14 protein-coding genes and 3 pseudogenes are annotated in these 17,282 nt (G+C 58.2%); 8 read left to right on the top strand and 9 right to left on the bottom strand.

Translation table 11 applies throughout. The features are described 5' to 3' along the window. Positions 1-659: 659 nt before the first annotated feature. Together PYH37_RS32665 and PYH37_RS32670 are read right to left on the bottom strand one after the other, a co-directional pair. Positions 660-913 (bottom strand): annotated as a pseudogene (locus tag PYH37_RS32665) (glycosyltransferase). Beyond that, entirely contained in the window at positions 834-1,223 is a 390-nt protein-coding gene (locus PYH37_RS32670; RefSeq protein WP_425336215.1) for a glycosyltransferase, read from the bottom strand. The pseudogene PYH37_RS32665 and the gene PYH37_RS32670 overlap by 80 nt, the downstream one beginning before the upstream one ends. On the opposite strand from PYH37_RS32670, the gene PYH37_RS32675 reads away from it, so the two are divergent. The 4 genes and pseudogenes from PYH37_RS32675 (at position 1,167) to dcd (ending at position 3,455) form a co-directional block, all read left to right on the top strand. Further along, positions 1,167-1,337, top strand: coding sequence for a hypothetical protein (locus tag PYH37_RS32675; protein WP_425336226.1), 171 nt, complete (start codon positions 1,167-1,169; stop codon positions 1,335-1,337). The genes PYH37_RS32670 and PYH37_RS32675 overlap by 57 nt on opposite strands. 109 nt (positions 1,338-1,446) lie before the next feature. Further along, positions 1,447-1,881 (top strand): helix-turn-helix domain-containing protein, encoded by a 435-nt coding sequence (locus PYH37_RS31025; protein ID WP_280736207.1) that lies wholly within the window; start codon positions 1,447-1,449, stop codon positions 1,879-1,881. A 181-nt stretch (positions 1,882-2,062) separates the two neighbouring features. Next, positions 2,063-2,345: pseudogene (locus PYH37_RS31030) on the top strand (IS481 family transposase); the annotation flags it as partial. Positions 2,346-2,888: 543 nt separating this feature from the next. Beyond that, positions 2,889-3,455: a dCTP deaminase gene (gene dcd, locus PYH37_RS31035; protein ID WP_280736206.1), complete on the top strand. Its 567-nt coding sequence runs from the start codon at positions 2,889-2,891 to the stop codon at positions 3,453-3,455. Positions 3,456-3,734: 279 nt separating this feature from the next. On the opposite strand, the gene PYH37_RS32680 is transcribed toward dcd, so the two are convergent. Next, positions 3,735-4,430 carry an omptin family outer membrane protease gene (locus tag PYH37_RS32680; protein ID WP_425336202.1) on the bottom strand — a complete coding sequence of 232 codons (696 nt, stop codon included), beginning with the start codon at positions 4,428-4,430 and terminating at the stop codon, positions 3,735-3,737. Positions 4,431-4,788: 358 nt separating this feature from the next. Here PYH37_RS32680 and PYH37_RS31045 point away from each other — a divergent pair, with 358 nt between their 5' ends. Continuing rightward, positions 4,789-5,010, top strand: a complete 222-nt coding sequence (locus PYH37_RS31045; RefSeq protein ID WP_280736647.1) for a hypothetical protein — start codon at positions 4,789-4,791, stop codon at positions 5,008-5,010. Positions 5,011-5,603: 593 nt separating this feature from the next. Here PYH37_RS31045 and PYH37_RS31050 read toward each other — a convergent pair. The 5 genes and pseudogenes from PYH37_RS31050 to PYH37_RS31070 all read right to left on the bottom strand — a co-directional run. Further along, a pseudogene (locus PYH37_RS31050) lies at positions 5,604-5,800 on the bottom strand (PfkB family carbohydrate kinase); the annotation flags it as partial. Between the two features lie 109 nt (positions 5,801-5,909). Continuing rightward, a complete protein-coding gene (locus tag PYH37_RS31055; protein ID WP_252746769.1) occupies positions 5,910-6,173 on the bottom strand; it encodes a helix-turn-helix domain-containing protein in 264 nt (87 codons plus the stop codon). Between the two features lie 259 nt (positions 6,174-6,432). Next, entirely contained in the window at positions 6,433-6,984 is a 552-nt protein-coding gene (locus PYH37_RS31060) for a sugar O-acetyltransferase (RefSeq protein WP_280736204.1), read from the bottom strand. 70 nt (positions 6,985-7,054) lie between these two features. Next, the gene (locus PYH37_RS31065) at positions 7,055-9,130 is read right to left on the bottom strand and encodes a carbamoyltransferase family protein (RefSeq protein WP_280736203.1); all 2,076 of its coding nucleotides are present in this window, start codon (positions 9,128-9,130) and stop codon (positions 7,055-7,057) included. Between the two features lie 327 nt (positions 9,131-9,457). Then, positions 9,458-9,676 carry a hypothetical protein gene (locus PYH37_RS31070; protein WP_280736202.1) on the bottom strand — a complete coding sequence of 73 codons (219 nt, stop codon included), beginning with the start codon at positions 9,674-9,676 and terminating at the stop codon, positions 9,458-9,460. Positions 9,677-9,870: 194 nt separating this feature from the next. Between PYH37_RS31070 and PYH37_RS31075 the strand changes: the two genes are divergently transcribed. After that, positions 9,871-12,060 (top strand): prolyl oligopeptidase family serine peptidase, encoded by a 2,190-nt coding sequence (locus PYH37_RS31075; RefSeq protein WP_280736201.1) that lies wholly within the window; start codon positions 9,871-9,873, stop codon positions 12,058-12,060. A gap of 1,466 nt (positions 12,061-13,526) precedes the next feature. After that, positions 13,527-14,000, top strand: a complete 474-nt coding sequence (locus tag PYH37_RS31085; RefSeq protein WP_280736200.1) for a Ros/MucR family transcriptional regulator — start codon at positions 13,527-13,529, stop codon at positions 13,998-14,000. Between the two features lie 106 nt (positions 14,001-14,106). Here PYH37_RS31085 and PYH37_RS31090 read toward each other — a convergent pair whose 3' ends face one another. Next, positions 14,107-14,238 (bottom strand): hypothetical protein, encoded by a 132-nt coding sequence (locus PYH37_RS31090; protein ID WP_280736199.1) that lies wholly within the window; start codon positions 14,236-14,238, stop codon positions 14,107-14,109. A gap of 1,209 nt (positions 14,239-15,447) precedes the next feature. Here PYH37_RS31090 and glmS point away from each other — a divergent pair. Next, entirely contained in the window at positions 15,448-17,274 is a 1,827-nt protein-coding gene (gene glmS, locus PYH37_RS31095; RefSeq protein WP_280736198.1) for a glutamine--fructose-6-phosphate transaminase (isomerizing), read from the top strand. Positions 17,275-17,282 lie beyond the last annotated feature (8 nt).

The following is a 17,282-nucleotide window of genomic DNA, read 5'->3' on the forward strand; positions in this document are numbered from 1 at the left end:
TGAGCTGCCTTAGGACCCTCAGACGCGCTATTTACGGCCGAGCCGGAACTAAGCTCCTGCGCGCCAGGATCCCCGCGGCCGACATCAGGTCCCGCCAACTCTCGACCGCGCCGACTGATGCATGCAAGCGGGGTCCAAGGTGACTGTAAAAAGGCGCTTTCGCTGACTTTTTACACATAGCGTCGAGCCTCGGTTGTGCAAATGGAGGTCCGCTGCGCAACAAAAGCAGTCTCGCGAGAATGTCGCATCGGAACTACAATATCCGCCTTTCATCAACGGCTTTCTGCCACCGGCGCCGGATTTTATGTGGTGCTCACGAGCGCGCTAGCTTCAAGGCGGGACTCATGCGAGCCGATCAACATTCTATTGCCTCGCCAATGTGTGCTGACTGCAACCGAACTGCGAACCCACACTATCGGGAGCAACGCATCGCGCATGAACATGGCAAAGAGCGACCCTCCGAAAGATACCAGTTCTTCCGGTACAAGAGGACGAGTTCCGGCAAGTAGCTAGCCCTTCCGACAAAACCAGCCATGGCCAGCACACCGTGGCCTGCAACAACAGCGGCGATCACCGACCGCAGAAATGGCGGCACCAGGCCAGCCAGGATTTTGTGCGAGAAGAAGTGAGGAAAGGTCACGCGTCGCAAATCTCGCCCATCAGCACTGCCGAGCCCACATCTCCCGAAATGACTTGGTGCCCAGTGGCTGCTCGAATAGCGAGGCGACCAGGTGCACTTTCAAGCCGAGGCTTCGGACGAGTTTCGTTGCGGCCGCATCCTCGACAATTTCCACGCGAGTGCCTGGACGCCGCCGCGGGCATCCAGCATGCTCTTACGCCAGAGCATGCTTTTGCCCTCCGCAGACGCGTATCCAACGGCTTCGACCGCATACTGCCAGCGCCTGGTGGGCATTGAGGAACGCACATTCAACCTCCGCCCAGAATCCAGATGGGCGTGAAACGAGTGGGGTCGAGCATACCAGCCCGGTATCCCGCTGCCACTCTGCCATTAGGCGGACGAGATAATCTCTTGGCATGAGAACGTTAGAGTCGGCGAGAACCACCCATCCATGCGAAGCCGCATTCCAGCCTTTCACGCAATTGTTCAGCTTGGGATTGGCGCTGATCAAGTCGTCACCGACAAGAGTCTTCGCAGGAATCGATGGATGGCGCTGACGCGCTTCCCCGATCAACGGGATCACCGGATCCTTGGCGTCAGCCACGCAAAGGATGATTTCGTAGTCGCCAGGCGGAACGCGCTGTCGAGCGTTTCTGGGGAGAACTCCTCGACACCGCTGGTCCCCGGCAAGCGGTTCCGTTCCTCCTTGATGACTTGACGAGCGGCCTGCTATTGCAGTTTATCGAGCCGGCGGGGGTTGGCACTGATACAGACACTGGCGGAGCGATAGGCGGGGAGTTCTATCGCTGAAAGATATGGAGAAGCGTATGCTGAATTCTAGCCCCGAAAAAGCGAAGGGAAAGCCTGAACCCGTCGATATTCATGTCGGCCGTCGAATTCGGATGCGCCGGGTGTGGATCCAGGTCACACAGGTGGCTCTTGCGGAGGCTATCGGAGTGACGTTTCAGCAGTTACAAAAATACGAGAAAGGCACCAACCGCGTAGGTGCAAGCCGCCTCCAACAGATTGCAGACGCGCTGGATGCGCCAGTTTCCTACTTCTTCGCGGATATGCCCGGCGCAGCGGCGGTCGGCGGCGACGACCGCAGTGGCCAAAAGAAGCTGCAACCAGAAATCATGGAGTTTGCGTCAAGCGATGAAGGTCTTGCGCTTATTCGCGCTTTCAGCCGGATCACAGATGAAAGAGTGCGGAGCCGGACCCTCGGCCTTGTGAAGGCGCTCGCCGAACAGGATCCGTCATAAGCGCCGGTACCGAACGGCTCAGGCACATAAAGAGCAGTCCATGAGTGTCACGACGGATTTCATTTCTGAGTTAATACCTGCCGCAAACAAGCCCGAGGAGTTGTCGCTTTAGGACGAGCTCTAGGTGTTTGATCCCAGGCTTTGATGGTGCAATGTCTTCGCCGGCTTGGAGAGAGGCACCATGGGACATGTTCTACACAGCAGCGCCACGATGACAGAGGCAATGCGTCGAGCAATACAAAATATTCAAGAGAGCCTGAGGGCGCTTTCGAAGCGGTACGGGATCAATCCGAAGACGGTGGCGAAGTGGAAGAAACGTAGCTCCGTTGCCGATCGTTCGACCGGTCCGCGGGAGCCGCGCTCGACGGTCCTGTCGCCGGAGGAAGAAGCGGTCATCGTGGCCTTTCGCAAGCACGCTCTCTTGCCGCTCGACGATTGCCTCTAATTCACTGCAGCCGACCATTCCTGGGACTGAAGGCCTAGAGCGAGAGGCTGTATCGGAGGCAACTGAGCCGATCTGAAATCACAACTTAGTCAGCGTGCGACAAGGCTTTCTGTAAAAGGATGTGATTTGCCAAGCGGCGGAAACGCTTTGTTTACTACTGAGTTAGAGAGTGTAGTGACGCCACCAGATTTTTGTTCACATTTTGTTCTCTTTATGAGATAAAGCTGTGGAGAAAAAAATCCACGATATCGAATCAGTCGATTTTCCGGTCTGATGTCCAAAATGGAGGGATATGGCTATGAAAGTTAAAGTCACCCAAGTAGGTCATGGGACACATCCCAGCGAGGTGATTGTTACCGTCGATACGACGAGTGGGCCAGAAAGGCTGGTCGTCCACCAGAGGTCCATCAAGGATAACGGACTCGACATCGGATACCCGATTAACCGAGATCGAAACAGCTTCCTAGTTGAATTGCCGAGAGAAACCATTTCTGGCTCTTGGCGTGTCTGGGTGCCTGAAGCAGTGGTGGTTGAATAATCGGGTCACTGGGGCTGACGCGCAATGATTTTGACTGATCGCGAAATACAGATTGCAATACAGACTGGCGCCATCATTGTTGATCCAGACCCAGATCTATCCTTATACAGCTCCACCAGTCTTGATTTGACGCTTGACGGAAGGCTAACTCTTTTCAAAGAGCCAAAGGGCGGATTGGCGATAACAATCGACCCTTCAGACCCCAAGTATAATCACGAAGAGATTCTGGGGGAGACTACTTCACCCCACGATATCGATGCCGTGCTAGGATATGACTTTAAGCCTGGCCAGATGTTGCTGGCATGGACCAGGGAATATGTCGAACTTAAGTCCCAATCGCGCATAGCAGCTAGGGTGGAGGGCAAGAGCTCACTTGCTAGGCTGGGGATAGGCATTCATCTGACAGCGCCTACCATTCATGCGGGTTTTTCCGGGCAGATTCGGCTTGAGATGGTGAACCACAACAAATTTCCGATTAAACTTCGCCCCGGCATGAAGATATGTCAGCTTATCTTTGAACAGACAGTTGGCACGCCTGTACGAGGCTATGAGGGCCGGTTCGCGGGACAAACGAACGCGAAGAAGGGATAACTATTCCGCTCCCAAGTCGGCTCAGAACTCCAGTTCCGACACCCGTCGATTCGCTTGACCTCTGCGCGCCCACGTCGGTGACAACCCTGCTCCGGCCTCATCCTCTACCCAGGGGGGCGTGTGCCCTTTGCGGTGTCGTCTACTTGCAGTCACCGCGTTCGTGAAACACACGCACGAACGAACCGGACAGTTAAAGCGAAGCACGTGGCGCCAACGCGTGGTTGACGGCAACACTGGCGCCGATCGTCGGCGCTGGATCCACGTCTTCCATGATCCCGGTCATTGCTCGACCAGTGGTCGCCGGTGTCCTCGATGCCGAATCTCAAGCCGCCCTGAATGCCGCCGCTGATCGTAAGAGCGCCTAACCGTGTTCGCCGCTCGGGCTGACGACGCCAACCGGAATCTTTTGCCGGTAGCTGATGATTCTTTCGCAGTCTGGAGCCTTCCAGTGGTCGTCTCGGAAGCGACCCTTGCTCGAATAGCTGCCCGATCCGCCATACGCAGTCCACTTGACGTCGGTATAGCGGATACGGCGCCGACCGCGATACTGCTGCTGTCATCGCCGTAGATGATCCCGTCCAACTCGATCGCTCCGGCGACATAGTGATCGAGTTGGATATCGGGATGGATGGAGCGGTGGCTCCATTCATCGTGCCCGCCGCTCAGCCAGTCGCAGTCAACCATGTGACCGGTGCCGCCGGTGCCGAAGTTAACGCTGCCCTTCAAGCTCCAGTCGTCGTCAATCTGCGCGTCGGCGCCGACTGTAAAAAGGGTGATGCCCTTGCTCTCCCAGTTCAGCTGGCTGCACTTGTGGCCCTTGCGCTCGCAACCCGAGTCTGTGCACTCCTCGGCGCCGCGATCGACAAATTCCTGGGCCTCGATGTTAGCAAGGCCGATTCCGCCGAAAACGATGAAATTGCCGTCGTCGGACGAAAACAGAGCGGCGTGGGAGGCAGCGAGTGACGGGGTGGCCATCAGAAAACACGAAGTGACTACGGATCCGACGATGACGCGCTTTACAAGCTGATCGCGTGCTTTGTCCAACACCTCAGTGTTGGGCCTGAGCTTTCTCGCCTGAGACGCAAGTCTCGCTCGATAGACACGATCCCCGACATGCGCGAGCAAACTGCCGCCGTAGCGGAATCGCGCACGAGACGTCCTGATCGATCTCCGGATATCGTCGGCGCCCTCGCGACCTTTCGGCTGAAGAGGTCAGAGTGTCTGGGTGGACGCGGCCGAAGAAAATCCCGTTGGACCCGGACCGAGTGAGCCGACCGTAGGCGAGCGATGTCACCGGCGCGAATACTTCGCAACAATCTTCTGAGCTCGGGCCTTGACGGCACTCGCCAATCAGAACAAAATCAGAACATTGGCGGAGGCTCTCATGGCCCATGCGGAAGAAGTGATTGAGCGCGCTCACTCGGTCTTGGCCGCGCTGCGCGCAAAAAGAGAGCGCGAGGCAGAGCGGCGCAAGGAAGTGTTTGGACGCATCGACATCAGCAAACCCTTAAGGATGCCAAAACGCGGCATTCAGCTGAGCCTGAAATTGCAATGACCTCGCAGAAAGGAAGGCCGATCGCGCAACCTCGCCTGGCCCGTCAAGATGTGCAAGCGACCCCGTGCTCGACTGCAAGCATCTGCGGGAGCAGCTCACGCTTGCTGAGCAGTACATGAGCTGCGGCCTCACGCGCGGCTGGTCACCGCAATATCAGAGGCCAGAAGACTGACGCAGCTAAAGTGGCGACTCTCGTCGAAGCGGATCCGGCGTCTTCACACGAGAGGCGGCTCGCTCCGGGGAAAAGAAGATAATCGCTATCTACCGCCGACGCACAGTTCCAGCTCAAGAAACGGACCGGGTTGCGGGTTTCGGCGGCCCTTGCTTTGCACCTGCGATCTTCCACGGGGCTTTTGTTTTTGCACGTTGGTTGCGGGGCAGGATTAAACCTGCAAGGTACGCCTCGGCCTGCTTTGCATCGGATGCGGCAGGAGACCGCAAGGGAGAAGTTGAGCACAGATCGGATGGTCGCTGCCGCTACCGGACCCGTCGGACCCGTGAAAGTCTCGCGTCAATCATCTGGAAGTGTCGCCGCCGAAAAAATCGACATCCAGCGATGCCTTGCATCGTTGTCTTTTGAACTTATATTGCACTTACTTCGGCATTCTTAAAGCGGAATAGCAGCCCCTCTGCTCACCATCGTGGGGCAGATTTGTTGCGGGCGCGGACCGATCTGCTGAGTGACGAGCCCGGCCGCCAACGACCCCAGATGGCCGCAATCCTTGAAGCTGCGACCAGTCGTGTAACCGTAGAGAAAACGGGCGGCATAGGAGTCGCCGACGCCCGTTGTGTGTCGACCAGTTCCGTCTTGGCCGTGCCTTAATGCTTGGCACTGAATTAGGTTTTCCCTCTTCCTCACTTCGTATGGTGGTGCAGTTGGTTGAGGGTAGCTGGGGGCTCTAAGGAGTCCTGGCCCCTTCCGATAGTTCAGCAGGAAACATGGAGCTTGGCACTCGAAGTGCAGCGGCGATACGCCTGAGCCTGCCCGGCTCGACATCAGCACCCTGTTCGATCCTTGTAATCTCGGCGCAAGTCAGACCGCAGGTTAATGCGAGGTCCTCAATGCTATATCCGACCGCTTCGCGGAATCGCCGGACAGTGTCACCTATATCGACCTGACCACGGCACGTGTCAAAAGCGTCCACGTTTATTAAGTTTGTCATGAGATGACTCCTTCGGTCATTGCAAGGAGCGCGCGCTCCTACCGTGAAGGGATGGACAAAGTCGGACATGAGACACTGCACTGCCAGCGTGACCACATTGCTTCAAACGATTTTCGGGTAGACACAGCAGTTGCTCCGATAAACCGAGCTGATCTCCAGTTGAGGAACTCAGATGATGCGACCTCCCAAGTCATCGCGGCCAGCCCCATCCGGCTTCAGTCCGAAGACTAGGTCCCCACAAGTTCCAGGAGGCTTTGTGTCAGCCCCTGTCCCGAGCTGGACTTCCGACGACCTTTGCCCCTGCAGGAACATCTCGCGTGACGACGCTGCCAGCGCCCACGACCGCATGATCGCCAATCGTCACGCCCGGGAGAATGATTGCTCCACCGCCAATCCAGGCGTGGCGGCCAATGCGGACAGGTCGTCCGAGCTGCAACCCGACCTGCCGCTGCTCGGGATCATGTGGATGATCGGCCGTATAGATCTGCACAGCAGGCCCAATTGCAGTTCCTTCGCCAATCGCGACCTCTGCCACGTCAAGGATGACGCAGTTGAAATTGACGTAAACATGGGCTCCGAGCCGGATGTTGAAGCCGTAGTCGCAGTAAAAGGGGGGGCGGATGACCGCTCCAAGCCCAACCTCTCCCAGCCGTTCGCAGAGGAGTACATGCCACTGATCGGGGCGGGCGTCCAGTGCATCATTATACCGCTTCAGCCAAGCCCCGGTGGCGAGCAGGTCGGCTTGGATTTCCGGATCCGCCGCATTGTACATCTCGCCTGCAAGCATCTTCTCTTTTTGACTGCGTGTCATTGTTTCTTCTCAGATCGTGTTCCATAGGCCAATCGATTTCTGCCGATTCAGAAAGTCCCCGGACGGACACTTAGTCCGGCGTTTTATCGCTGTTTTGCTGGACGCGAGCAGCTTGTGAGGGATGCAACCGAACGAGGCGCTGTTCCCACAGTCGTCGCAGGTCCTCCATCAGACCTTCACGCTTACCCTGATCCGGCCCAATTGCATCGAGGAGATCTCCCAGCACGGACTCGCCCTCAATCCGCATCAGCAGTTCAAACAAGTGATGTGAAACTCGCACACTGTCACTGTTGGAGTGGGTCGTACGGAGCTCGCAGACTGTCTCCTGACGATCTCCCGCTGTGTAAGCGCGGGCTTGATGGAGCGACGTATAAGGCGGCAATGAAACCGCGAGCGCAGTCCAATCCTGCAGCGTTGCAGCCCGCTTTTTGACTAGGAACGGCCCGACCACAAGTCCATCCAGCTCTGTCGTCAAAAATGTGGCAATCGCGTCTGCAACCGAATCCACGATCGGCTCGGCATTGTTGTTAAAGGACGTATTGAGCAGAATTGGCGTGCCTGTCCGCTTCTTGAATGCATTGATGAGCTCCCAGTAGGCGGGATTGGCCTTGCGCGATACTGTTTGCAGGCGAGCCGTACCGTCGACGTGCGTAATAGCGCCGAGTAAGGCACGCTTTGAGTCACGCACGCGAACGACGAAATTCATGAATGGAAATTCGTGCCTGCCATCCGGGAGGTCGAAAAATTCGCTCGCGTCTTCTTCCAGCACAGATGGTGCGAACGGCCGATAGCCTTCGCGCTTCTTGACCATCGCATTGATCCGGTCCTTGTTTGCGGCGGGTCGAGGGTCGGCAAGAATGCTACGGTTGCCCAGCGCCCGTGGCCCGAACTCCGAACGACCCTGCACCCAGCCGATCACGGCGCCGTTGGCGATCCAGTCGGCTGCACTACTTGCCACGTCATCAGAGCGTTCAAACTCGAGATGTCCGGCCCATGCATTCAGTTCCTGCTGCACGGCGCAGTCGCTGCCGAGATCAGGGCCCCAATAGACGTCCTGCAGTCGCTCACGGGGCGCGGGACGGCCCAGCTCGTTAGATGCGATCAGCGCAGCGCCTAACGCGCAACCGGCGTCGTGAGACGCGGGCTGCACGAAGATGTCTTCGAAAAGCCCTGAATACAGCAGCTTACCGTTCATCGTGCAGTTGTGGGCAACCCCCCCAGCCAGGCACAACCGCTTCATACCGGTGGTCTCACGGTGATGCCGGACAATGTGGAACACGATCCGCTCCAGTGCTTCCTGCAGTGATGCACTCACATCTCGATGCTGCTGGGTGAACGGCATTCCCTTTCGCCTGACCTCGAGGTTGCGGAGTAACGCCGGACCGATGCGGTCGAGGTAAACACGGTAGCCACCGTTGGCGGAGAGCTCATAAAAGCGCTCGAAGATCTCGCGATAGGGAGCGGGATCGCCGTAGGGGGCGAGTCCCATGACCTTATATTCATCGAACATGCCGTAGCCGAGATACCGGATCGTCTCGAGATAAAACAGCCCAAGGGAATTGTTCTCGGGGAAAGCCTCGAGTTGCGTAATTTCTGTGCCAGACCCCACGGCCAAGAGGCCCGACAGGAAATCACCACAGCCATCAATCGCTAGAATAAGACTTCGTTCGAAGCCCGACATTGCAAAAGCGCTCACGGCGTGCGCCTGGTGATGGCTTACGAATGAAATACGCGAACTGTCCAACTCCGAACCGAATTCACGCGCTAACAGATGCTGCACCAGCACTTTAGCACCCAGAGGAATGGAGGCGTCAGCAGTTGTGACCATCGATCCTGATCCAGCCGACTGTTGCAATCGAGCGGACATACCCTCAAGCAAGGCGTTGGCATAGGGCTCGCTAGCGTAGACGGCGACACGATCAATGTCGCTGAGCTGAACCCCCGCCGTTGAAAGACAGTATTGAATCGCACGACTTGGGAACTTGTTGGAGTGTTTGATCCGATTGAGGCGTTCCTCTTCTACGGCCGCTATCACCTGTCCGTCTCGGACGAGCACCGCGGCGCCATCGTGCATAAAGGCGTTCGGAAGCTCGGACCGGTTTTCATGGACTTGGTCAAGTCCGCCGCTAATTCCTAGACACAGCATTTCGTTCCTCATACGGTGACGGCAAGCTAAATTGGCCCGTCATCTAAATAGGGGCATTTTCTCCTTAGCGGCGCGCGTAAGGGTGGTTTTGTCCTTGCAACATTTCGGAAGAGTGATGAAATCGTTTGTTTCGATCAAACCCATCCACGTTATGGATGACTGCCGGACATGCGCTTCAAAGGGCTTCAGGCGCCAAGCTTGACTGCGGTGTGGCCCGCCGGCCCGTCGAAGGCGACATCGGTCTCATCGTCGTTCATCATGTGGCCGCCGGGTTGCGCACCAAGTTCTGCGTGGTCCAATCGTCGTTACCTACCGCGTAGTGCATGCCTACGCGGCGTTGTCGAGCGCGCCGATCTTGCCGGCAAGCGCAACGAAGCCGTCCCATTCGGTCGGGGATTTTTTCCAGCCATACTCGTCGATGAGTTCATGAAGCAGCGGCGCGTGAATCGAGTGGCGAGGTATATTCCTTTGTGCTCGGACATAGCGCTTCCCGCCGCGCGTCGCTCTATGAGACAGGAATGGCGCTGCCGACGTTAGACGCTGCATCCGGAAGCGACAAGCGAGTCGCGGTTGCGACAACACAGTGCGGCTTTTCCTACACGGCCTCCCAACAGCCCCACGAAAATCCCCCTTGAAACTCAAATATATCTGGCTGGCACGGGTCTTGCCTAGAAGTGAGGCGAAGCGGTGAGTTTGAACCGCTTCGGATACGTTCATCGAGGCTTTCGAAGGGGCAAACCATGCGCGGTGCATTTCTAAACAGCTTTATGATGGCAATCGCCTTGGCTACGGTGATTACCATGGCGGCTTCCGCCCAGCCCCGGATGACCACCGTCGCCAAGGCGATCGATTCCAACCCCAACAAGGCTCCCAAGGACGCCGCCGACCCTCGCGCCTATCTGAACGAGATCGACGGCGACAAGGCGATGACCTGGGTCAAGGCGCATAACGTGTCGACCGTCAGTAAGCTGTCGAAAGATCAGCGCTACAGCGAATACCAGGCGGACATTCTAAAGATCCTACAGGCCACCGATCGCATTGCTTCGCCCGGCTTCGCCCACGGCGGCATGATCGACAACTTTTGGCAGGACGGCACGCACGTGCAGGGTCTGTGGCGGCGTACGACGTGGGAATCCTACAGGTCCGGCAAGCCGCAATGGCGCACTATTCTCGACGTCGATGCGCTTTCCAAGGCCGAGGGCACGACCTGGGTGTTCGAAGGCGAGGACTGCCTGCCGCCTGCCAACAATCTCTGCCTGATCAGCCTGTCCGATGGCGGTAAGGATGCAGATGTGGTGCGCGAATTCGACGTTGCCAAGGGTGAATTTGTAAAGGAGGGCTTCGTCCTGCCCGAAGGCAAGCAGTCGGTGACCTGGGTGGACGAGAACACCATGTATGTGACCCGGGAATGGACGCCCGGCGAAGTGACCGCTTCCGGCTATGCCTACGTCACCAAGGTGTTGAAGCGCAGCCAGAGCCTGGATCAGGCGGTCGAGATTTTCCGCGGCGACAAGAAGCACGTCTCGGCCGCGCGCCGCGTGCTGCGCGACATCGCCGGCAAGTATGTGATGGACACCTCTTATCGCGCCCTCGACTTCTTCAATACCGAACAAGGCTTTTACCCGAACGGTCGTACCGATACCCACAAGGTGGTCCTGCCCCTCCCGACCACGGCGACCTTTAGCGGCTACTACAAGGGCCAGGCAATCTATCAGTTGAAGTCGGACTGGACCTCGGCAAAGGGCACCGTCTTCCACAATGGCGCGATCATCGCTTTCGATCTCAAGGCGGCGCTCGCCGACCCGGCGCACGTCGAGCCGCTTGTGCTGTTCATGCCAGACGAGCACCAGTCTGTCGAAGGGACTACCCAGACCAAGAACCGTCTCGTGCTGTCGATCCTGTCGAATGTCACCAGCGAGCTACGCAGCTTCGATTTCGGCAAGGGCGGCTGGTCGTCTTTTAAGTTGGCGCTGCCGCAAAATTCGACTCTGTCCCTGACGTCTAGCGACGATGAGAGCGACCACCTGTTCGTCTTCTCGGAAGGTTTCCTCGAATCTTCCAGCCTGTTTTGCGCCGATGCTGCAAGCGGCAAAGTCGAAATGATCAAGTCGACCCCGGAACGCTTCGATGCCGAGGGCCTGCAAGTACAGCAGTTCTGGGCGACCTCGAAAGATGGCACGAAGGTTCCCTACTTTCTCGTGGCCCCCAAGGACCTCAAGCTGGACGGCACGAACCCGACCATCCTCTACGCCTATGGCGGTTTCGAAATTCCAATGCAGCCCAGCTATTCGGCATCGCTTGGCATGCTATGGCTGGAAAAAGGGGGGGCCTACGCGCTGGCCAACATCCGCGGCGGCGGTGAATTCGGACCGAAATGGCACGAAGCCGGTTTGAAGACCCATCGTCAGCGCGTCTATGACGACTTCCAAGCCGTGGCGCAGGACCTGATCGCGAAGAAGCTCACCTCGCCACCGCATCTCGGGATCATGGGTGGTTCGAACGGCGGGCTGCTTATGGGCGTGCAGTTGACCGAGCGCCCCGATCTGTGGAACGCGGTCGTGATCCGGGTGCCGCTTCTCGACATGGTCAATTTCACCCACATGTCAGCAGGAGCCTCCTGGCAGGGCGAATATGGCGATCCCGACGATCCAGTCGAAGGCGCCTTCCTGCGCTCGATCTCGCCTTATCATAACGTCAGGGCGGGCGTGGCCTATCCGGAACCTTTCTTCGAGACTTCGACCAAGGATGACCGCGTCGGTCCGGTGCACGCGCGCAAGATGGCCGCCCTGTTCGAAGATATGGGTCTGCCCTTCTACTATTATGAAAATGTCGAGGGCGGTCACGCCGCCGCCGCCAACCTGCAGGAACACGCCCGCCGTTACGCGCTCGAATACACCTACATGTCTCAAAAACTCATGGACAATAAATAAGTGCGTAAGCCTCAGGCCGTGAGGGAGGCGAAGTTTCGCTTGTCTCCTCAAAGCGTAGCGCGACGCGCTTGAAGCGCTTGAGCTTGCCGACGGCCTGCTCGATGCGGGCACGACCTTTGTAGAGCATCGTCTTGGCGAAGAGGGCACGCTTACTTTCTCATGGCCTCGTGTGGAATGACAGGAACGATGCCGCGGTCTCGCGATTGGCCTTCTGGCTGGCAGCCATTGTCGCCGGTCGTCGAGCGAGAATCGACATCGAGAGCGAGGCCGAGCAGGATGGGAAAGTGCGGCGCGTTCTTCCTCTCGTCACCGGTCAGGTCGAAGGCGATGGGATGGCTTCGAGGTCGGTTCGCAGGTGGATCTTCGTCGAGAAGCGCCGCGCAAACGGCCGAGCGCTTAACATTCCTGCCCCCTTTTGCCCCTGCGGCGGATACGTGGGCGCACCACGGTGGTATCGAACATCCGCACCAGATTAAGCCGAGGATGAGAGCGCGGCGAGGTAGTCGAAGAAGATTTCGAGCACACACCCGCCTTGCTCGGCCCGTCGAACCGTTTCCAAACGCTGTTCTCAATACCGAACCGCTCCGGCAGCGCCCATTAGGTGATGTTGTGAACCGAGGAACAGTGAAGAGCCTCCCGGTACAGCCGGTCGTCCCGGCCGGTTGACCTTGTAAGAAAAAGCAAGTCACATCCGGCAGCGAGACGTCCGCTGGGCACTGAGTGAATCTCATTGCTATGTCGACTTAGCTATTACCTGATCCCACGCAACAGCGATCTCCGTTGCGCCGGTCTCGGTGTTGAATTCTGTTCACGACAGCCGCAACCGCGACCGGCGGAACGTGCCTGCGGATATTCGCGAACCTACCGGCGCCGAAATTCGACCGGCTGGCGAGAGCCGCCGCGAACAGTGCCCACTGTCCTTCCATGCGCTTCTTGGACTGTTCGCTGTGTCGCGCGACGTGAGGCGCAGCGGAACGTGGCGTGCACTATGGGCCTCGACCCGAATTGCCGTAGCCTACCGAAAGCCACCACAAGACGTCAGGCTTTAAATCGATCCACAAGCACTTAGGGGCAGCGGTATCCGCAAGCCTTCAGGCAATCCTTTGTGCCGAACAGACTGCGCTGAGCGAAGATGCGCACACGTGAATGTTGGCTCGCCTTCAGTAGCTCCGCGAAAGCGCGAAGTGGTATGATGGAATGGTTTTATGGCGGGACGCGGGAAACATTCGAGTTGTTATGGCATCGTTATCAGTATTGGTGGTGCTGATGGACCGAGTAAGCCCGGGACGAGAGCTATCGAGATAGAACGCCGGCCATGCTTGGGCAACGGAATTGGTCTAGAGCTAAGAAAACTCCTGCGGAAGCAGTCAATGAACATCGACTCCAATCTGCAGCCTTCCTTCAGACCAAAATACCTGCAAGTTATGCGATTCGTTTTTTGTTCGATTACAGGCAAGGAGAATAGCATGACCGAATCGCGCATGGACACCCGGGAACGCAGACTTGAGCTCACCAGCCGTATCGTCGCGGCCTATCTGAGCGGCAATACTGTGCCCGCCGGGGAAGTGCGACGCCTGATTGAACAGACCTACGACTCCTTATGTGGCACATCTCAGGCGGAAAAAACCGAACCGGCCAGCGAGTCGCGCCCCGCAGTGCCGATCAAGAAATCGGTCACTGCGGATTTCATCATCTGCCTGGAAAATGGCAAGAAATTCAAATCGCTGAAGCGACATCTGATGGCCAAGTACGGCCTCACTCCGGAGCAGTATCGTGAGAAGTGGAAGCTTCCCTTCGACTATCCAATGACCGCTCCAAACTACGCTCACCAGCGCTCCCAACTAGCGCGTGCGATTGGTCTCGGAAAGAACCCTGAAGGGCCGGCGCCTGCATCCGCGCCCGCCGCGGGAGCTCGTGCCCGCAAGAAGATAAACCTCTAGTTCCGGTGACATCTGTTGCTCCAGCCCACGGACACCGGTGTGCGGCGCCGACAGAAGCAGCGGCCGTCAACGACGACTGGGAGGGCAGTGCCGTTCTAGCGACGCTCTACCACCAGGATGTGTAAAAGACGGCCAAGCGTTCGCCAGCCGGTTGACAGGAATTGGCCACAAGGGCGAGATCATCGTCGATGTCGCGGCCGTCGGACATGCCGAAGCAAAAGCCTTCGGTATGGGGCATGCGACCCGAATCGCTCCGAAATGAAACGGACGAAGCTCCCTGCGAAGTCCTGCGACCGCACATCGATGGGCAGCGTTAGGGACGGCATTGTCTCATTGTTTGCCGCCTGTTTTAGATGGAAGCCTTATTTTCTTATCCGCGGGAGACTATTCCTCGAACGGCTTTCGGCCGGAAGCAGTGGCGGCTCCGCCCTATGATCCGCGTCATCGTACCATGCTCAGGAGCCTTCGGATGTTGACTTGGCCGGCCTTGGATACCCGACTAAGCCGCTCCTTACGCCCGCGGAGTGCTGTCGTGGTACAAGCCCCAATCACGGCCGCGAAATCGTGGGCAGCGGAGAAGGGATCCATGTCGGCGCGAAAGCGCCAATGGGCAGCACCACCAAGAGGCAGACACCAGGTGTGAGAAGTCGATGACCTGAATGGGCGCATGATCGAACAGATCTGGACCGGGAAAACCACGATTTAGCTGTGGGCGGGAGCTCGTTGGCAGATTTGGACCGATCCGCAGATCATACCGGCCAGCGGCTTCTCAAGTGCCATAGAGAAAGGCCTGACAAGACCGCACTCGATCGCCGGGGCCACCGGGGGTCTTGGATGAGAAGCGGGAAGAGATCATCCCACGACCATCAAGAGAGACTACCACCATCACGCGAGACCAACCAACAGTTTCGCGCTTGGTCCGGATGTGCAAACGAAGTCGATGTGCAAACGAACTGCATGTCGGCCGGGCCCGTCGAACGATCAACGCGTCTCGGGTACCTCGACCTGCAGAAGCGCGCCATGCGACCGACGAAAACGTAATCGTGGAGGAGACAATACACCGGTCCTGGAATGTTTGGGGGATATCTCGTAGTTGATGAGGAATTCCGGGTCCGATGGCTGGGTCACATGGCGATCTTCTCCGCAATTCGAATCCTCTTCGTCGCACCGCCTGGCAACGCTCGGCATTCATCCGGGGAAAGCCGTCACCGAACGCTGCCTTATCTTTAGACAGCAGCGCAATGGTTCGATCACCGCCCGACGATCTGACAACTCCTCTCAAACGCATTTTCGTATATCCATAAGGTGGATGCTTGTTATCCCAACTATCGATTATACCAATCCTGACCAATGCTATTAGAAGATCCTGAATGAAGGCGCGCCCGGCGGGTGTCCGTCCTTGTGATTACTGCGTCGGCTGAAGTGCCGGAATGAATTCGGAGAGAACATGTGCGGGATTGTTGGCATCGTGGGGACAGAGCCCGTATCGGAGCGGCTGGTCGACGCGTTGAAGCGGCTGGAATATCGCGGCTATGATTCGGCCGGCGTTGCGACGATCACCGAGGGCGCTTTGCATCGCCGGCGCGCCGAAGGCAAGCTCGTCAATCTCGAAGCGAGGCTGAAGGAAGAGGCGCTGAGTGGCACCATCGGCATCGCCCACACGCGCTGGGCAACCCACGGCGCTCCGACGGAGCGCAATGCCCACCCGCATTTCACCGACGGTGTCGCCGTGGTCCACAACGGCATCATCGAGAATTTTGCGGAAATCAAGGACGAATTGTCGGCGGTCGGAGCGGAGTTTCTGACTGAAACCGACACGGAGGTCGTCGCGCATCTTCTCGCGAAATACCGCCGCGAGGGCATGGGGCGGCGTGAGGCCATGCATGCGATGCTGAAGCGGGTCAGGGGCGCCTATGCGCTTGCGGTCCTCTTCGAGGACGATCCGTCGACCATCATGGCCGCACGCAACGGACCGCCTCTGGCGATCGGCCACGGCAACGGCGAGATGTTCCTCGGATCCGACGCGATCGCGCTCGCACCCTTCACCAACGAAATCACCTATCTGGTCGATGGCGACTGGGCCGTCATCGGCAGGACCGGCGTGCACATCTTCGACACCGAGGGCAACGTCGTCACGCGCCCGCGGCAGGTCTCGATGGCTGCCGCCTATCTGGTCGACAAGGGCAATCATCGTCACTTCATGGAGAAGGAGATCTACGAGCAACCGGAGGTGATCTCCCATGCTCTCGGCCACTACTTCAACTTCATCGACAATCGGGTCGTGCCCGTTTCCGACGGCATCGATTTTGCCAAGGCTCCGAGCCTCGCCATCTCCGCCTGTGGCACGGCCTATCTGGCCGGGCTGATCGGCAAATACTGGTTCGAGCGTTATGCGCGCCTGCCGGTCGAAATCGACGTCGCCTCAGAGTTCCGCTACCGGGAAATCCCGCTCTCGCCGCAGTCGGCCGCCCTTTTCCTTTCGCAATCGGGCGAGACGGCCGATACGCTTGCATCGCTCCGGTATTGCAAGGAGCACGGCCTAAAGATCGGTGCCGTCGTGAATGTCCGCGAATCGACCATTGCCCGGGAGTCCGACGCCGTCTTTCCGATCCTCGCCGGCCCGGAGATCGGCGTTGCGTCGACCAAGGCATTCACTTGTCAGCTTGCCGTCCTTGCTGCGCTCGCCATCGGTGCGGGCAAGGCGCGGGGCACCGTCAGCGACAAGGAGGAACAGGCGCTCGTCAGAAGTCTCGCCGAGATGCCGCGGATCATGGGCCAGGTGCTGAACAGCATCCAGCCGAAGATCGAGACTCTGTCGCGTGAGCTCTCCAAATGCCGCCACGTGCTCTATCTCGGCCGCGGCACGAGTTTCCCCTTAGCCATGGAAGGCGCGCTGAAGCTCAAGGAGATCTCCTATATCCACGCGGAAGGCTATGCCGCCGGCGAACTGAAGCATGGGCCGATCGCGCTGATTGATGAAAACATGCCGGTCATCGTCATCGCGCCGCACGACCGCTTCTTCGACAAGACCGTCTCCAATATGCAGGAGGTGGCCGCCCGGGGCGGGCGGATCATTCTCATCACCGACGAGAGGGGAGCCTCCGTATCGAAGATCGACACGATGCACACGATCGTGCTGCCGAACGTCGATGAGGTCATCGCTCCGATGATCTTCTCCTTGCCGGTGCAGCTCCTCGCTTACCATACGGCCGTCTTCACGGGGACCGATGTGGACCAGCCGCGCAATCTCGCCAAATCGGTGACCGTCGAATGATTGTGACA

Origin of the sequence: Sinorhizobium numidicum (assembly GCF_029892045.1) — a bacterium.
Lineage (GTDB): Bacteria > Pseudomonadota > Alphaproteobacteria > Rhizobiales > Rhizobiaceae > Sinorhizobium > Sinorhizobium numidicum.